This is a genomic window from Chamaesiphon sp. VAR_48_metabat_135_sub (assembly GCF_031418915.1).
Taxonomy (GTDB): Bacteria; Cyanobacteriota; Cyanobacteriia; order Cyanobacteriales; family Chamaesiphonaceae; genus Chamaesiphon.
In genome coordinates, this window is record NZ_JANOJV010000138.1 from 1 (window position 1) to 16,044 (window position 16,044).

General features: G+C 45.8%; 16 protein-coding genes. 2 read left to right on the top strand and 14 right to left on the bottom strand.

Annotated elements, in window-relative coordinates:
• Positions 1-100: 100 nt before the first annotated feature.
• The 10 genes from RMO55_RS09675 to RMO55_RS09720 all read right to left on the bottom strand — a co-directional run bounded on the left by RMO55_RS09675 (position 101) and on the right by RMO55_RS09720 (position 11,591).
• Positions 101-1,210, bottom strand: a complete 1,110-nt coding sequence (locus RMO55_RS09675; protein WP_310426109.1) for a restriction endonuclease subunit S — start codon at positions 1,208-1,210, stop codon at positions 101-103.
• Positions 1,211-1,298: 88 nt separating this feature from the next.
• Complete coding sequence (locus tag RMO55_RS09680) at positions 1,299-1,877, bottom strand: Uma2 family endonuclease (protein ID WP_310426110.1); 579 nt, start codon at positions 1,875-1,877, stop codon at positions 1,299-1,301.
• Between the two features lie 439 nt (positions 1,878-2,316).
• Positions 2,317-3,783: a class I SAM-dependent DNA methyltransferase gene (locus RMO55_RS09685; protein ID WP_310426111.1), complete on the bottom strand. Its 1,467-nt coding sequence runs from the start codon at positions 3,781-3,783 to the stop codon at positions 2,317-2,319.
• 220 nt (positions 3,784-4,003) lie between these two features.
• Positions 4,004-5,725, bottom strand: a complete 1,722-nt coding sequence (locus RMO55_RS09690; RefSeq protein WP_310426112.1) for an acetolactate synthase large subunit — start codon at positions 5,723-5,725, stop codon at positions 4,004-4,006.
• 4 nt (positions 5,726-5,729) lie between these two features.
• Positions 5,730-7,103, bottom strand: a complete 1,374-nt coding sequence (locus RMO55_RS09695) for an NAD-dependent succinate-semialdehyde dehydrogenase (RefSeq protein WP_310426113.1) — start codon at positions 7,101-7,103, stop codon at positions 5,730-5,732.
• Between the two features lie 174 nt (positions 7,104-7,277).
• On the bottom strand, positions 7,278-7,790 hold the full coding sequence (locus RMO55_RS09700; protein ID WP_310426115.1) for an isoprenylcysteine carboxylmethyltransferase family protein: 513 nt from the start codon (positions 7,788-7,790) through the stop codon (positions 7,278-7,280).
• A gap of 223 nt (positions 7,791-8,013) precedes the next feature.
• Positions 8,014-8,478 carry a pyridoxamine 5'-phosphate oxidase family protein gene (locus tag RMO55_RS09705; RefSeq protein WP_310426116.1) on the bottom strand — a complete coding sequence of 155 codons (465 nt, stop codon included), beginning with the start codon at positions 8,476-8,478 and terminating at the stop codon, positions 8,014-8,016.
• 2 nt (positions 8,479-8,480) lie between these two features.
• Positions 8,481-8,735 carry a DUF1816 domain-containing protein gene (locus tag RMO55_RS09710; RefSeq protein ID WP_396134246.1) on the bottom strand — a complete coding sequence of 85 codons (255 nt, stop codon included), beginning with the start codon at positions 8,733-8,735 and terminating at the stop codon, positions 8,481-8,483.
• A 130-nt stretch (positions 8,736-8,865) separates the two neighbouring features.
• A complete protein-coding gene (ftsH, locus tag RMO55_RS09715) occupies positions 8,866-10,836 on the bottom strand; it encodes an ATP-dependent zinc metalloprotease FtsH (RefSeq protein WP_310426119.1) in 1,971 nt (656 codons plus the stop codon).
• Positions 10,837-11,414: 578 nt separating this feature from the next.
• Positions 11,415-11,591 carry a hypothetical protein gene (locus tag RMO55_RS09720; RefSeq protein ID WP_310426121.1) on the bottom strand — a complete coding sequence of 59 codons (177 nt, stop codon included), beginning with the start codon at positions 11,589-11,591 and terminating at the stop codon, positions 11,415-11,417.
• Positions 11,592-11,616: 25 nt separating this feature from the next.
• On the opposite strand from RMO55_RS09720, the gene RMO55_RS09725 reads away from it, so the two are divergent.
• The gene (locus RMO55_RS09725; RefSeq protein WP_310426122.1) at positions 11,617-12,333 is read left to right on the top strand and encodes a phytochelatin synthase family protein; all 717 of its coding nucleotides are present in this window, start codon (positions 11,617-11,619) and stop codon (positions 12,331-12,333) included.
• Positions 12,334-12,389: 56 nt separating this feature from the next.
• On the opposite strand, the gene RMO55_RS09730 is transcribed toward RMO55_RS09725, so the two are convergent.
• Together RMO55_RS09730 and RMO55_RS09735 are read right to left on the bottom strand one after the other, a co-directional pair.
• Entirely contained in the window at positions 12,390-12,818 is a 429-nt protein-coding gene (locus tag RMO55_RS09730) for a hypothetical protein (protein WP_310426123.1), read from the bottom strand.
• A 15-nt stretch (positions 12,819-12,833) separates the two neighbouring features.
• On the bottom strand, positions 12,834-13,172 hold the full coding sequence (locus RMO55_RS09735; protein ID WP_310426124.1) for a DUF4342 domain-containing protein: 339 nt from the start codon (positions 13,170-13,172) through the stop codon (positions 12,834-12,836).
• Between the two features lie 203 nt (positions 13,173-13,375).
• Between RMO55_RS09735 and RMO55_RS09740 the strand changes: the two genes are divergently transcribed.
• Entirely contained in the window at positions 13,376-14,620 is a 1,245-nt protein-coding gene (locus RMO55_RS09740) for an FAD-dependent oxidoreductase (protein WP_310426125.1), read from the top strand.
• Positions 14,621-14,743: 123 nt separating this feature from the next.
• Here the strand turns inward: RMO55_RS09740 and RMO55_RS09745 are convergent, their stop codons facing one another.
• Together RMO55_RS09745 and RMO55_RS09750 are read right to left on the bottom strand one after the other, a co-directional pair.
• A complete protein-coding gene (locus RMO55_RS09745) occupies positions 14,744-14,971 on the bottom strand; it encodes a Nif11-like leader peptide family natural product precursor (protein WP_310426126.1) in 228 nt (75 codons plus the stop codon).
• A 43-nt stretch (positions 14,972-15,014) separates the two neighbouring features.
• Positions 15,015-15,794 carry a hypothetical protein gene (locus RMO55_RS09750; protein WP_310426127.1) on the bottom strand — a complete coding sequence of 260 codons (780 nt, stop codon included), beginning with the start codon at positions 15,792-15,794 and terminating at the stop codon, positions 15,015-15,017.
• Positions 15,795-16,044: the final 250 nt, after the last annotated feature.

Genomic DNA, 16,044 nt, shown 5'->3' on the forward strand with positions numbered 1-16,044 from the left:
ACAATCTCCCATATCATATATATATGATATCACATTTATATAATATTGACGATGGCACAATAGATCGATCGCACTTCCCCCATCGCCACCAAGATCGCGGTTAGAGTTCCCCTCGAAAGGCTCTTTGCAGCAGCGAGTTGAAGAGATTTTCTGATTCTTTTAATGCGTCTTTTTGTTTTTTAAGCTGCATTTCTGTTCTTTTACGTGTAGATACATATTTTTCTTGTAGATCGGTAGGTGGGAGAAATACCTGAAAAGCTTTTAACTCTCTTAAATTCAATGTCTTTTGAGCTACGCCTCTAGCTTGACGATCGGCTTGCTTTCTTATTCCATCAGATTGCATCAAGCCGAGAAGAAATTCAGGATGTATTTTGGAAATATTAGGCTTGATGTGTGCAATATGTCTCTGAAAACAAAATTTACTTGTTGTTCTAACTAATGCCGCATTTCCATAACTGCCTACTGTTGTATAAAGAATATCATTTAGTTCGATCAGACATCGTGAAGTTAGATCTTTCCATGATTGATTGTCAATATATTTACTTACGTTAAAATCAATTTCACCATCTACTATATTACTAACAAATAGAAAAGGAATACCTTCTGTTGACCACGTAGGCGATTGATGAGTTCCATCAGTTATTCGATTGCAAACATCATTTAGTTTCACAATTTTCCAGCCCCTGGGGTTTGTGACTGGATCGCCGAACATATCGAGGAAGATCGATCGACCTAATTCTTCAGTTAATCGGATAGCTTCTTGCCGTTTACGCCGCACTCGATCGGCTTTATCCAAAATCGCTGCAATCCGCTTCTGTTCTTCGAGTGGTGGTAGAGAGATTTCTGTTGAATATAGATCATCTCTATTTAAACCTGGTATTGACGTTGTAATTGTCCAACGTGCTAAATCTGTATTTTTTAAAGCATAAAAAAAATAACGTAAATCAACCTCATTTGCCTGTATAAATTCAGTGTAAAAAGCGGTGTCTATTGCCCATCCACCTGATTCAGCATATGTCACTTTTCCAACCGAACCTTTACGACCAATGATAAGCGTTGGGTAATCTATCAGATTTTTATCATGTGTGCCAACTTGCCCACTAGAACCGAATACAGGAAATTGACCTGTTTCATCCCTGTCTCCTGCTTTTAATGCTTTTCCATAATGGATTTTAACTATTTTTTTTAGAGGTACTAAAGAAGTTTTCATCCTAACAGCCTCTCTAACTTATCTAAATTCGATCGAATCTCATCCTCGATCGAGCTTGATATTTGTAAACTTAGACTGAATAAATGATTCATCGTACAACCTCAAAAACGATCTCTTCATAGAATTGCTCGATCGGCAAACTTAGATCGATACTTTTAAGCTCGACTCGATCGCCCGATCGATAGCTCAAAATCAGCCATTCCCCCGCCTCATTCTTATGATAAATATCGATCGCAATTTCCTCAGAACTGACTAAAACATAATCGATAAGATTAGGATTACGGCGATACTTTTCAAACTTCTTACCTCGATCGTAAGCCTCGGTACTATTAGATAAAACCTCAACAATTAAGCAGGGATAGGTAATGTAGATCGGATTCTGGCGATCTCGATCGTCGCAAGTCACGCTCAAATCGGGATAGGTATAGTTAGTGGTGTTGATAATATTAACCTTTAAATCTGAATTAAAAACACTGCATTTACTACCACGTAAGTGTGCTTTGATTAAACTTCCAATATTTATTTTAATCGCACTATGGTTCTGCGTGCCGCCACTCATCGCATACACGCAACCATCAATTAGCTCGTGTCTTTCTAGTTGCTGTGCTTCCCATGCGAAATACTCTTCAGTCGTAAAGTATCGGTCATTATTTCGTACTGCTATCACAACGATTCTCCATGAAAAAATTTGTTTCTACTGCTGATGGCTATTGTAATCTCAATAGGGAAGATTAGGGATTTAGAGTGAGGGGTAGGGGTTTCATCCCAGCATTGCCTCTAGCTCATCGAGATCCGATCGAATCCCATCATTCAACATAAAATCTCATATCCTGCCAAAAACATAAACAAATCGCTCACCGATGGACGACCTAAATACATCCCTGGAGCCGCTTTGATTTGGGCGAGAGTTTCATAGAGATCGGTCATTATCAACCTCCTAAAGATTCCAATGCTGTGTATAGATTGAGTTCGCTAGACTTCGTTTTTGATGGGCTTACCCCCCCAACCCCCCCTTGGAAAGGGGAGGCTTTTCTTGTCCCCTCCCCTTTCCAAGGGGAGGGCTAGGGTGGGGTAAAATCTTCGCAGCACATCAAACAGACTAGTCACTAAAGCATTCCCTCTAGCTCATCGAGATCCGATCGAATTTCATCCTCAATCGCCTTCAACTTTCCTAAAATCACCATTGGCGACTCATACACCACTTCAGCATATTCCACCTCCTTATATCGATTAATCGAGAGATCGTAACCATTTTCGACGATCGATTCCTTGGTTACAAAAAACGCCTTCTCACTCCGATCCACATCCTTCAACAGATCTCGATGCTGCCATCGCTGCACCAGATCCGGAATATCATTCGCTGCTACAGGTTGCCGCTTATCATCCAACGATAAACCATCCGCCTGCATATCATAAAACCACACCGCATCGGTACCCCCCGCCCCCGTCTTGGTAAACATCAAGATCGCCGTCGAAACTCCTGCGTAGGGCTTGAACACTCCCGACGGCATCGAAATCACTCCATCGAGCTTATGCTCCTCCACCAGGATTTCCCGCAGCTTCCGGTGAGCATTTGACGAACCAAACATCATCCCATCCGGCACGATAATCGCCGCGCGTCCGCCCTTCTTGAGCAACCGCAAGAACAACGCCCCAAACAGTAACTCTGTCTTGGCGGTATCGATCACCTTAGTTAGATTCGTGGCAATCCCCTCTTTATCCACCGAACCCTTAAACGGCGGATTCGCCAAAATCAGCGTAAATTCCTCATTCACCCCCGCATGATCTTCCGAGAGCGAATCCCGCGCCTCAATTTTTGGATCTTCAATCCCGTGCAGCATCATATTCATACTGCCAATCCGCAACATCGTCGGGTCAAAATCAAACCCGTGAAACATTTCACTATCAAAATGCGCCCGATTGCCCTGCCCGTTTAAGACTAGATTCCCCTCACTATCTTGCTGCTGTTTCAGGTATTCCGCCACCGCCACCAAAAACCCCCCAGTCCCACAAGCCGGATCGCAAACTACCTCTCGCGCCGTGGGAGCCATCAACTCCACCATCATCTTGATAATGTGCCGAGGCGTGCGAAACTGCCCATTCCGTCCCGCTTCCGTCAGCTTTGAGAGCATATATTCATACAGATCCCCCTTGGTATCCCGATCTTCCATCGGTATCCCCTCGATCTGCTCCACCACATTCGCCAACAGCGAAGCATTGGCAATCAGGAATGTGGCATCCTTCATGTGAACCGCATAGGCACCGCCCGCCGTCCCCATCTCCTTAATAAACGGGAACGCTTTATCTCGCACGATCTTGAGCATTTGCTCGGCGTTCTGATTCTTGAACTGCGACCACCGCAAATCCTGTTGCTCTGGTGAAAAAGTCGGATCTTTAACCTTTCCGCCAAATCGTTTCACTGCCTTTTCTTTGGTTAGCTCCAGATCGTCGAGCCGTTTGATAAACAACAAATAAGAAATCTGCTCGATTACCGAAAGTGAGTTACTTACGCCGTTACTCCAGAACGTCGTCCATAACTTATCCACCTTCGATTTCAATTCACCCGTAATCATGCCTAGCGATGCCTAATTGTGTCCCTCTTCTATTATCTACCGCGTACCGACAAGTCCGCTAGACTTCGTTTGAGATTGGTTTACCCCCCCAACCCCCTTATAAAGGGGGGAGGCTCTAGCTCCCTCCCCGCATCCTCGGTGAGGGCTGGGGCGATGCACTGAGCGACAGCCGAAGTGTGGGGTAACACAGACGACGATCGTGCATACACCGTAGAGTCTATTATGGGAGATTAGCCTGTACAAAAAAATCTCGATCGGCAACAGCGGCACATTGATTCTCAGCGGCATCCTCCACGATCGAACAGTCCAAAGTTTTGGATTTTTGGCTAAACAGAAAATTCTCCCGATAATCGACAGGACAGTCAATTATCGCTGGAACAGATTGAGACAAAGCCTCTTGAAGCGTGGGAATCAGATCCGCACTCTCAGAAATCCGGTATCCCTTCAATCCCATACTCTCAGCTAACTTCACAAAGTCGGGATTGCCAAATTTAACGAACGAAGACACCCCAAAATGCTGCATTTGCTTCCATTCAATTAGCCCATAGCCCCCATCGTTAAAAATCAGCGTCACAAAGGGAGTATTCAGGCGCAGCGCAGTTTCCAGCTCCTGCATATTCATCATAAAACCCCCATCTCCGGTAGCGGCAATCACCTGGCGATCGGGATAAACTAATTTAGCCGCGATCGCGCCGGGAATCGCAATTCCCATCGCTGCAAAACCGTTGGAAATTAGACAGGTATTAGGTTTGGCACAGTGGTAGTGACGGGCGATCCACATTTTATGGGCACCCACATCGGAAATCAGGATATCGTCATCGCCTAAAACCTGCCGCAGATCGTAGATGAGTTTTTGGGGGCGAATTGGAAAGCCTTTATCCTGAGCATACTGCTCGTAATCTGCCCGAATCTCCTCACGGAGCGAAAGGGCGTAGGGTGCGGCTTTAGATTTAGCATCTGACAACTTTTGACACCGTTGGAGAATCTCCTGGAGCGAGTCAGCAATGTCGCCCACCACCTCAACTTTGGGAATATAACTACTATCGATTTCTGCTGATACTTCGGCAATGTGGACGATCGGAATTTCGCCGGTGGAATTCCATTTTTTGGGTGAATATTCAATCAGATCGTAGCCTACGGCAATTACCAAGTCGGTGCGATCGAATCCACAACTAATATAGTCCCGCTGTTGCAGGCCCACCGCCCATAGAGCTGAGGGATGGGTGTAGGGGATGACCCCCTTGCCCATGAAGGTATTGACCACGGGTAAATTCAGTTTGGTGGCTAACTCCGTGAGGGCAAGGCTGGCATGGGAGCGGATGGCACCGTTCCCTACTAGTACGAGCGGGTTCTGGGCTTGGGCAATAGCGGCGGCGGCGCGATCGAGACTGGCAAAGGCAGCATAGACCCGACTCGCTCCATTTTTATGCAAGGGTTTCACGGTTGCTGGCATCGCCGCGACATTTTCTGGCACATCGATATGGACGGCTCCAGGCTTTTCGGACTGGGCAACGTGGAAAGCTTTGCGGACAATTTCGGCGGTACTATTGGGCTGAACGATTTGCTTGCTCCACTTGGTAATCGGTGCAAACATCGCTACCAAGTCGAGATACTGATGGGATAAAATGTGCATTCGATCGGTACTCACCTGTCCGGTAATCGCGATCAGCGGTGCCCCGTCCAAATTGGCATCGGCGACCCCCGTCATCAGATTGGTTGCCCCTGGCCCCAATGTAGACAGACAAACTCCCGCCTGTCCGGTCAGCCGCCCATATACGTCTGCCATAAAAGCGGCTCCTTGCTCGTGCCGACAGGTCACAAATTGAATCGTAGAACCCTTGAGTGCTTCGAGGATGTGCAGATTTTCTTCGCCTGGAAGTCCGAAAATATACTTCACGCCTTCGTTTTCCAGACATTGCACCAATAATTCTGCCGTATTCATAGGCTCATTTAATCCAGATAGTTTTGATGTTGACAAATTCTAGAATGCCGAGTCGTCCGAGTTCCCGACCGTAACCCGATCGCTTAATCCCCCCAAAGGGCAGGCGCGGATCGGATTTGACCATGCCATTAATAAACACCGAACCCGACTCTAATTCACGAATCAAGCGGTCTTGTTCTGCTAAATCCTGCGTCCAGGCACTCGCACCCAAACCAAAGGGACTGTCATTCGCTAGCGCGATCGCGGCATCGAGATCGGGTACTGTAAATAGCAACGCCACGGGGCCAAAAAATTCATCGCGGTAGGTGGCACAAGTCGGGGGAATATTCTTGAGAATGGTAGGTTCGTAAAAAAAGCCTGGTAATCCAGACCAAAGTTTCCCGCCAATTAGACATTCCGCCCCACCTGAGATCGAATCTTGCACCTGTCGATCGATCTGCTCCAAACCCGCCAGGGTCGCCAAGGGGCCAACATCAGTCGCAGTCTGTAATGGGTCGCCGATCTGAAGTTTGCTAAATGCCTCCACAAACTTGGCAGTAAAAGCATCGGCGATCTCATCTAGCACGATAAACCGTTTCGCAGCAATACAGGATTGCCCATTATTGAGTAGCCGCGCCTTCACCCCAACAGCTACCGCCTCATCCAGATCCGCACTCGCCGTCACGATCGACGGATCGCTACCGCCCAGTTCTAACACAGTTTTTTTGAGAACGCTCCCCGCTGCTTGGGCTAAACTGGCTCCAGCGGGTTCGCTGCCCGTGAGGGTGGCAGCTTTGACTTGGGGCGATCTGATGACCAACTCGACTCGATCTGCGGAAATTAACAGGGTTTGAAATACGCCTGGGGGAAACCCCGCTTGGAGAAAAATCTCTGCGATCGCGATCGCGCATTGGGGCACATTAGAAGCGTGTTTGAGCAGAGCCACATTCCCCGCCATCAGTGTGGGCGTAGCAAACCGAAACACCTGCCAAAAGGGGAAATTCCACGGCATCACGGCTAAAATTGGGCCGAGGGGGTGGTACTCGATCCGCGATTGACTGGCATCGGTGGCAATTATTTCGGGGGCTAAAAACTCCGCCCCATGCTCGGCATAATAGTCACAAACCCAAGCACACTTTTGGATTTCAGCGATCGCCTGTGCGATCGGTTTGCCCATCTCCAGGGTCATCAGTTTCGCCCACTCTAAGGACTGTCGATCGTCCCGTAGGAGGTTTGCCGCCTGATAGAGCCATTGACTCCGCTGCTCCCAGGATGTACGCCGATATTCCTGAAACACCCGCTCTGATTCGATAATTTTGGCTCTCAGGACATCATCAGCGAGAGTTGGAAAAATTTTCAGTTGTTGACCCGTGGTTGGATTGATACTGACAATACTCATTGGTTCGAGTTACCGATTAGCAGCAACATGGTTTTTCCTCCCTCGATCGTGACAAATTTTGGGACTGCAACATCCAAACTCATCACAAACATGATGAAAATTTACATTGATGCTGCATCTGTTTCAGATAATTGATAACTGGCTACTCAGTTAGTTATTCAGCCAGTACTCCAACTAATAAATTCCAGGAATCAACTTCTTCACAGCAGTAGAGTAGTTAGCATAATCTGAAAACTTTTCTGTCAGCCAAACTTCTTCCTTCCTTGACTTAGCATCAAAAAATACAAACAAAACGATCGCACCTAGCAAATGTACAAAACTCATCTGCCAGCTTGCATAGGCTAAAGCAAGGTAAATTACCCCACTATATAAAGGATGCCTGACCAGTCCATAAACACCTGTTTTTACTAACTGTCCGTCATCTCTAGGATGGGGTAATGGCGTGAGATTTTGACCCAGATCGAAGAGCGATCGACCTAAGAAAACTATTGCTAGAATGCTGAAGATCGCTGCCAAAGTCCAACTAAAATACTGCCCAGCAGATGAATCTAAATCGATCGAACTAGGTCTATTTGGTGGGAGCAGCGCAAAAATAAGTAGTAAAATGCCCTGAGCAATTACCCAGTATTCACCACGATCGCCTCGCCACCAGTTACCAGTGATGCCCCAATCTGATAATAGTTTCATAGGTTATTTATCATCATTCTAGCCGATTACCTCCGGTAGGCTACGCCTTTGTAACCTGTTATGGTGATTTAGAGCTAACTAGAGCAGGTTATTACAAGGCAGACCAAAAGCCACCTATAGCAGTACCTCCACCACCTCAAGATTGGGTCAAAACAAACCCTAACCAAACAGGGATCGAGCAATTCATGAATTGCCCCTACGAAAGGAGGATTTGCTAGGCAACTCACCCGACTAACTGCCTGCTGCTGACACCATCAGTCGTGCGTCCGCTCATTTCACTGGGATACACCCGATAGATGGCAACTACTTCGGCTCGTCCCCAAGAATCGATCCAAGTCCGATTGAGAGCGGGTGAAAGTGTGGGATTAATCTCTTTGATGAGTTGCCAAATCCGTGAGATCTCTGGCTGTTCGCTTAAACGTTTAGCTTGTCCGCTGACAATTACGCTGCGCCAATGCAAGGGATCGTTAACAATTTCTTCGACTTGGAGACAGACTTCTGGACTAGCATCGATGTCATGTGTCTTCATTCCTTCAGTGGTGAACATATAAATTTCTTCACCTTCAAGGTAGTAGTGCATGGGCATCACATAGGGTTTCCTTTCATGGATAAAACCAAGATGTCCATAGCCTACTTTGCGTAATAGCTCGTAGATTTCTTGGGAACTCATTTCGTCGATATCTAGCATAATTATGCTCCTAATGATTTGAAAGTATCGTGTTCTATCGTCAGTAAATCGGGTTGACAATGCCTGTCGATTTTGATTGTGATGCCTTCGGCGAATTCACCTTCGAGATCTACCACAAAGCCTTTACTTGCCACCGCCGCTTCCTGAGCACCTGAAAATGGCCCAAAATAGTATGTGCATTTGGGCTGCGCGGTAAAAATCTCAACCCACCAAGCTTGGCGGCAAGCATTTAGAGCATGAGTCCAAAGATTTAAGATCTTTGTTAATAGTTGGTGATTTAGAGTTAGATGAGCGATGAAAGAGCGTAAGGGAAGGCTATTTTTCAGATTTAAAGTTGGGTAGAGCGAGATTGAAGGCTCAGTCATCAACGTCATGGCGTTTGTTCCTCTAGTGTAAGTTTGCGTGCAAATATTTTGGATTAAAACCATTGCCCATCAAAGCGATCGACTCCTCAGCTTTTGGATCGATTGAAATCTCTCCACTCTGCAACCAAGTGGCTAATAGTGGAGGTATTTCTACTCGATCGAGATATTCATGCAATTTTTGACCGTCGAGAATTTCCCGTTCTAATAGTACTTGCGCTACCTCTTTTAGTAATGGCTGATTGTACGCCAGAATTGCGCCAGCGATATGGTGGGCATTGTCAATCAGGTGTTTGACCTCTCGATCGATCTCAGACTCGACTTCTGGACTGAGCGGACGACGGGGATTGCCCCAGCCGCCGAGAAATTGACTGGCCGACCTGTCGAAGGCCATCGGCCCCAGTTGTTTGCTCATCCCATAAATCGTCACATACCGATCTGCTAAATCGGTGGCTTTTTGGATATCGTCGCTAGCTCCAGTCGAGACTTTGCCCATAATCAATTCTTCCGCCGATCTCCCGCCCAACAGCATGGCAATCTGACCGCGCAATTCATCTTCCAACATCAAAAAGCGATCTTCCTGGGGGAGTTGCAGGGTATAGCCCAGCGCAGCTACCCCACGGGGGACAATTGAGATCTTTTCGATCGATCCAGATCCTGGCATTAAGCAGCCGACGATCGCATGACCGACTTCATGATAGGCTACCGTCTCTTTTTCGATCTCATTCAGAACGCGAGATTTCTTCTCTAATCCGGTGAGTATCCGCTCGATTGCCTCTTCAAAGTCAGACATGGTAACGGCGACTCGATCGTGACGAGCCGCCAATAGAGCGGCTTCATTGACCAAATTCGCCAGATCTGCACCCGCGAATCCCGGCGTGCGGGCGGCTAATTTGAGCAAATCCACATCATCCGCCATTTTCACGTTACGGGCATGGACGACCAAAATTGCCTGCCGACCGAGTTTGTCTGGTCGATCGACTACAATTTGCCGATCGAACCGTCCAGGGCGCAGCAAGGCTGGATCGAGGACTTCGGGGCGGTTGGTTGCTGAGAGCAAAATTACGCCCGTGTTGGCGGCAAATCCATCCATTTCCGATAACAGTTGATTCAATGTCTGTTCCCGCTCGTCGTTGCCGCCAATGGGGGAATTGGCACTAGATCGGGATTTGCCCAATGCATCCAATTCATCGATAAATACGATACAGGGAGCCTGTTGTTTAGCTTGCTCGAATAGTCCCCGCACTCTGGCTGCGCCGACTCCGACAAACATTTCGATAAATTCCGAGCCAGAAATACTAAAGAACGGCACCCCCGCTTCGCCCGCGATCGCTTTTGCTAACAGGGTTTTACCCGTCCCTGGTGGCCCCACTAACAACACACCCTTGGGAATTTTGGCTCCTAATTTGACGTATTTATCGGCATGTTTGAGGAAATCAACAATTTCTTGCAGTTCGGCTTTGGCTTCATCGACTCCAGCCACATCATCGAAAGTTACGCCAGTATCACCTGCGGTATAGGTTTTAGCTCGACTATTTCCCATACCTAATATCCCCATCCCACCCTGCGCGGATCGATCTCCCACTCTCGACCAGAAGGCGATTAAAAGCAGGGGGAATAGTACCCAACTCAAAATCGACCAGACCCCACTCAGGGGATTGGGCGCGGGTACCGAATACTCGACCTGATGAGCGCGGAGGATTTTAGCTAGTTCGGGATCTTCGGCTAGTCGTCTGGTGACAAAAATATTTTTGGCTTCAGTACTCTTTGATTTAGCGACAGGCGCGGATTTTAACTCATACTGAATTTCTCGATCGTCGATCGTCGCCTTAACTACTTGTCCCGATTCTACTTGCTGGATAAATTCGCTATAGGACTTCCGAGGATAGCTTTGACTCGACCATGCTAGCAAGATTAGCAGCCAAATTAGGAAGATGAAATTAGTAGGAATTGGAAAGTTTGAGGGGTTAGCTGTACGCTTATTGTCGATCGGCATAAGAACAACCTTCCTTGGCTACAGTAGGAGCTAACTTCTACTGTATGATTCAAATCCAAGGAACTTGTGAGGAAATCAAATTGAATTATCAGAGCGAATAATTTTGACCATCAACCACACGCCCAGAATACTCGCCGCACCAAATAAAATATTACGCAGCATTTTGTCAGGAACATTAAAGACGATCTTCACAAGTTCCTCATGTCGATCGACTAATCTTAGACTATCAAAGGTTTTGAAGGTAGCCTGGTAAGAAAGATGAAAAATAACGTTGCTTTGGATAACAAGCTTTGGATAACTATAATTATTGCGCTACTAATGACTTTTCTAATAATGTCTCAGACGTACTATAGCTAGCAATCTTGATTTACTGAGTTGGGTTAGCTCAACTCAGGATCGATCTAGTACTGAGCGGCTGAAATAAAGCCACCATTTAGGGCTTGTAAAGAAATAACTTCATGTTTTGAGACTCAAAACTTTTCCTTGTGGGAAAACTACCGCTCGAAACCATGAGCTTATTTTCTTACAGCCCCTTAGTCCTTGTTCTAATCACTCTCCCCGCTCCCCGCTCCCCGCTTTTACGAAATAGTAATGTTATTTACGCCACCGAGTACTAGTTCCACCATCGATCTATTTACTCGATGATAATCAGTCATCCAGCGATAAGCAACGAGATTTAACACGATACCGATCCCAACTAAAATCGTCATCAATCCAATTTGACACAACACGATCGATGTAACCAGTTTTAGCAAGCACCATTTACTGAGACAACTCACTATGAAATATAAAAGATTCTGGGTTTTAGTGTTAGTTAGTCTCGCTTTAAATACTACTAAGATACTGGCTCAAACACTACCCATATCATCACAACTGATTCCTTTCAATTCTAGTCAGGGCGAACAACTCTTACTAGATAGTCAAGCCAGACAAGATTATTTTCTATTGAGCAATCAATTTGTCACCCAAATCAATCAGGCTTATTGTGGGGTAGCCAGTAGTGTGATGGTATTAAATGCTTTGGGATTATCTGCTCCAGAATCTCTTCAATATAAACCTTTTCACGTATTTACTCAGGAAAATTTTTTCGATCGGGCGGAAACTAAGAAAGTGATGTCTGCCGATCTGGTTTCGCGAAAGGGGATAACATTAGCACAGTTAGGAGATTTATTAATCAGTCACGGAGCAAAAGTTACAGTTTACTATGGCTCCGAAATCGATCTAGATCGATTTCGATCGCTCCTATTACAAAATCTATCAAAACGGGATAATTTTGCGATCGTTAATTACTTGCGCAAAACCATCGGACAAGAACGTGGCGGTCATATTTCACCCATTGCTGCTTACAGTCAACGTACCGATCGCTTTCTAATTTTAGATGTTTCTCGCTATAAATATCCTCCAGTATGGGTCAAAGCGATAGATTTATGGCAGGCGATTAAAACAATGGATGCTGATTCTGGTAAAACACGGGGCTTTGTCCTGGTCACAAAATAAATATTCTACTTTCCGGCAGAACACATGATTTGTTGATTTCACTTAATTTTCTTGAATTAAAGTCCGATTAAGTTCGATCTATTTAAACTGCGATCATGTTTCATCCAGCGATAAGCAACGAGATTTAGCAGAATACCGATCGTCACCAAAATTGTCATCAAGGCAATTTGATACCAGGCGATCGGTGTAACTGAAAAATCGGCGATGAGGTGAGCAAGATTGAGGAATGAATAGATAACAGTCAGCCAAAAATGACCGATTCGATAGCTTTTACTATCCGTAAAAGTAGACATAAAGATCGCGCATAGCGGCGGCACAAAAAACAGCAGCATCAGCCATAGAATCCAAGAAATATCCTGAGGATCGTGGGAATGAGCGATACTTTGTCCATGAAATAGCGGCATCAATCCCAAGTCGGTATGAAATAGTAATGCCAGTAGAAAAGCTGTCCACAGAGCAGTAATTTGGTTAGGATAGACTGTCATCGTTTATTCCTCAGATTATTCGCGTTTTTCCAGGACGATCGTTAGATGAGCCACCATTGCGCCAATCGCACCAACAGCAGCCATCACGGGGAATAAAGCCGCGCTGAGAACACCACCAACTACGCCCACGGTTAGTGGAATTTCAATTAATACTCGCCCTTCTTCATTTTTAAGAATAATTCGCCGAATGTTACCTTGGTGAATAAGTTCTTTAATTTTGACGACGAGATCGTCACCATGAATAGTAAATTCTTCGACCCCAATCTTTTCTTCTAGTTGCAATTCAGGCTCTGTAGTTACTAATTCAGCATGAACTTGTTTGCTGTCTCGCGCAGAATCAACAGGTGCATTCATAATATTCTCTCCATTGCTGGTTGTATCTATTAGATTAGATGATAATATTGAGGAACTTGTGAGCAAATCTCTATTTGTTAACTTTAAAATCTGCGAATAGGCTAGCTGAAATTCCGCTCTAAATCCTCACAAGTTTCTCAGCATTTACCACTAATCTGATAGTTGAATCACCGATCGGCGGTAGAAACATCGCAGGTACACATATGAACACCCCAACCCTAGCCGCCCCCGTAGCGGCTACACCAGAGATCTTGGATGTCCAGCAAACTGACTGCTGTATCGTCGGTGGTGGCCCTGCTGGAGCTGTATTAGCCCTACTTTTAGCCCGACAGGGGATTAAAGTGATCTTGCTCGAAGTTCATCGTGATTTAGACCGCGATTTTCGGGGTGATACGATTCATCCTTCGACGATGGAAATTATGGCAGAATTGGGTTTAGCCGATCGATTGTTAGCTCTGCCCCACACCAAGATTTCGGAGCTGAATATTCAACCGCCCAGCGGGGCAACATTCCATGCTGATTTTCGCGGATTAAAGACCCACTATCCGTTTATTACGGTGATGCCCCAGGTGAAGTTTCTGGAGTTTATCGTTGCTGAAGCTGAACAGTATCCAAACTTCCAAGCGATCATGGGCGCGAATGTCCAAGAGCTAGTGACTGAGGGCGATACGATTTGCGGTGTCCGCTATCGCGGGCATGGCGGTTGGCACGAAATCCGCGCATTGCTGACAGTAGGCGCGGATGGGCGACACTCCAAAGTGCGAGAACTAATCGGGGAAGTATCGGCTGGAAATACACCCCCGCTGGATGTCTTGTGGTTCCGACTTCCCCGCCATCAGAGCGAACCAGCCGGATTGAGTGGACGGATTGGCAAAGGTGCAATGATGGCATTGCTCGATCGAGGTGAACTATGGCAAATTGCTTATATTTTCCCCAAGGATGGTTATCAACAGATTCGCCATGCGGGATTAGCAGCACTGCGGGAGTCAATTGTAGCAACAGCTCCAGAGTTTGCCGATCGAGTCGAACTACTCCAAGATTGGTCGCAAATCGCCTTTCTCTCGGTCGAAGCAGGACGAGTCGATCGATGGTATCGATCTGGCTTATTATTAATTGGTGATGCTGCCCATCCGATGTCTCCTGTTGCTGGAGTGGGCATTAATTACGCGATTCAAGATGCAGTTGTCGCGGCAAATCTGCTCAGTCAGCCGCTTAAATCAGGTGTCGTTAAAGTTGCAAACTTAGCAAAAGTTCAACGTCAGCGCGAACTACCTACACGGATTATTCAAGGCTTTCAATCGATCGCTCAAAACCGGATCGTTGCCCAAGCTTTAGCTACCACCGACACAGAGTTTAAATTACCTTGGTTAATGCGTTTACCTTGGTTCCGTTATCTCCCACCACGTTTAATCGGCTTGGGGGTATTTCCGGTTCACGTTCGGTGTTAATTGCTAAATCGATCTAGTTTAAGGCGATCGATAGTCAATTCGAGCACCAGCAATTTAAGAGCCTGGTGGAATAATTCATAAATTACTTCACCAGGTTCTTAATGATATATCCAAGACACTTTGTTATCGAGGGCTGAGATGTAATCGATTGCCAATGCCAGGATTTATCGCCGAGGCTAAATCTTTATTAGGCATTTTTTCTAGAAAAGACTGTAACTCTGCGCTGGTAAAATGATAATTATATCCCTCGGCAATCTCGACAATAGTATCAAGATTGGTAGCTATTTGAATTATTCTTTGCAAGGAATTGTCTTCCTTTACTGTTGTAAAGAAATTAAAAATATTTTGCATAGCCATAAAACTATTCCTCCTTTTCGATCTCTAGCTGGATTTCCTATTTTTCAGCCCAAGGCGATGATAAATCGAGTTCTAGCTTAGTGCTTTCTGGCTCTGGAATTCGATTTTCCCCGCGAGTGGCTGCTGCTGATGTAAAGGCTGTGCCTGACGGTAAGCTAACGTCAACGATCGAGGGATTTACAATCTCTTTAGTAACTCGCCAAGAAGAGTGCATACCCACCTTGCCAGCTTTCTCAAATTTCCAACATCCTCGCACAAAGAAATTGCGATCTGGGGCGCAATGTGGTTTCATGCCAATTAGCTGTTCTACTTCCTCACTAGAAACAATCCAGCCTTGAGCCTCAGCTTGTTCTAAAATCGACATGTACCACAGCGGATTCGATGGATTTTGATGTTTGTCGATCGATGTTTCTAGTTTCTCCAATCGATTAGAAATATTTGCCAATAACTCTTCTAGGTGGTTGCTAAGTTGTGGTGATGTTGATGGTGCGCTTGCTAGATCGGGCTGTCGCTGCTTGGCGATTTCAACTGCTGGATCGATCGAACCATTAGCATGGTTATTGTTTTGTCCCGACGATGTTGGAGGTGGATTTTGTTGCAGTAAATGATTCAGTTGAGCTGTCCAATAGTGCAGGAATTTGGCAGCGGGTAAATTCCCTTCCTGATTAAGTTGCTCGGTAACTTGCTCCATCACGCTGACAAGTTCGGCATCGATTAGCTGTTCATGTTGCTGAAGCAACAACCACTCCTCTCCTTTAGCACATTGCAACAAGGCTTCGATGAGATGTAAATATGTATTGAGATGAAGTGTATCCATGTGCGCCTTCCTTGGCAATCTCATTATCTTCACTGTAAATAAACAAGTTGAGGAACTTGTGAAGATAATAGAAAACTCAACATAAATCTTAATTCACTCGCATCGAACTATCTCGATCGAAAATAGAGATCGAACTTCAAGTTTTGGACTCAGACTCAATCTCAAACCTTTTTCCAGAATTCTACAAAAAATTCAACACGTTGGCGGAGCCTCTCAGAATGAGAATCGAGCGGCTCAACTTCATGTTCTA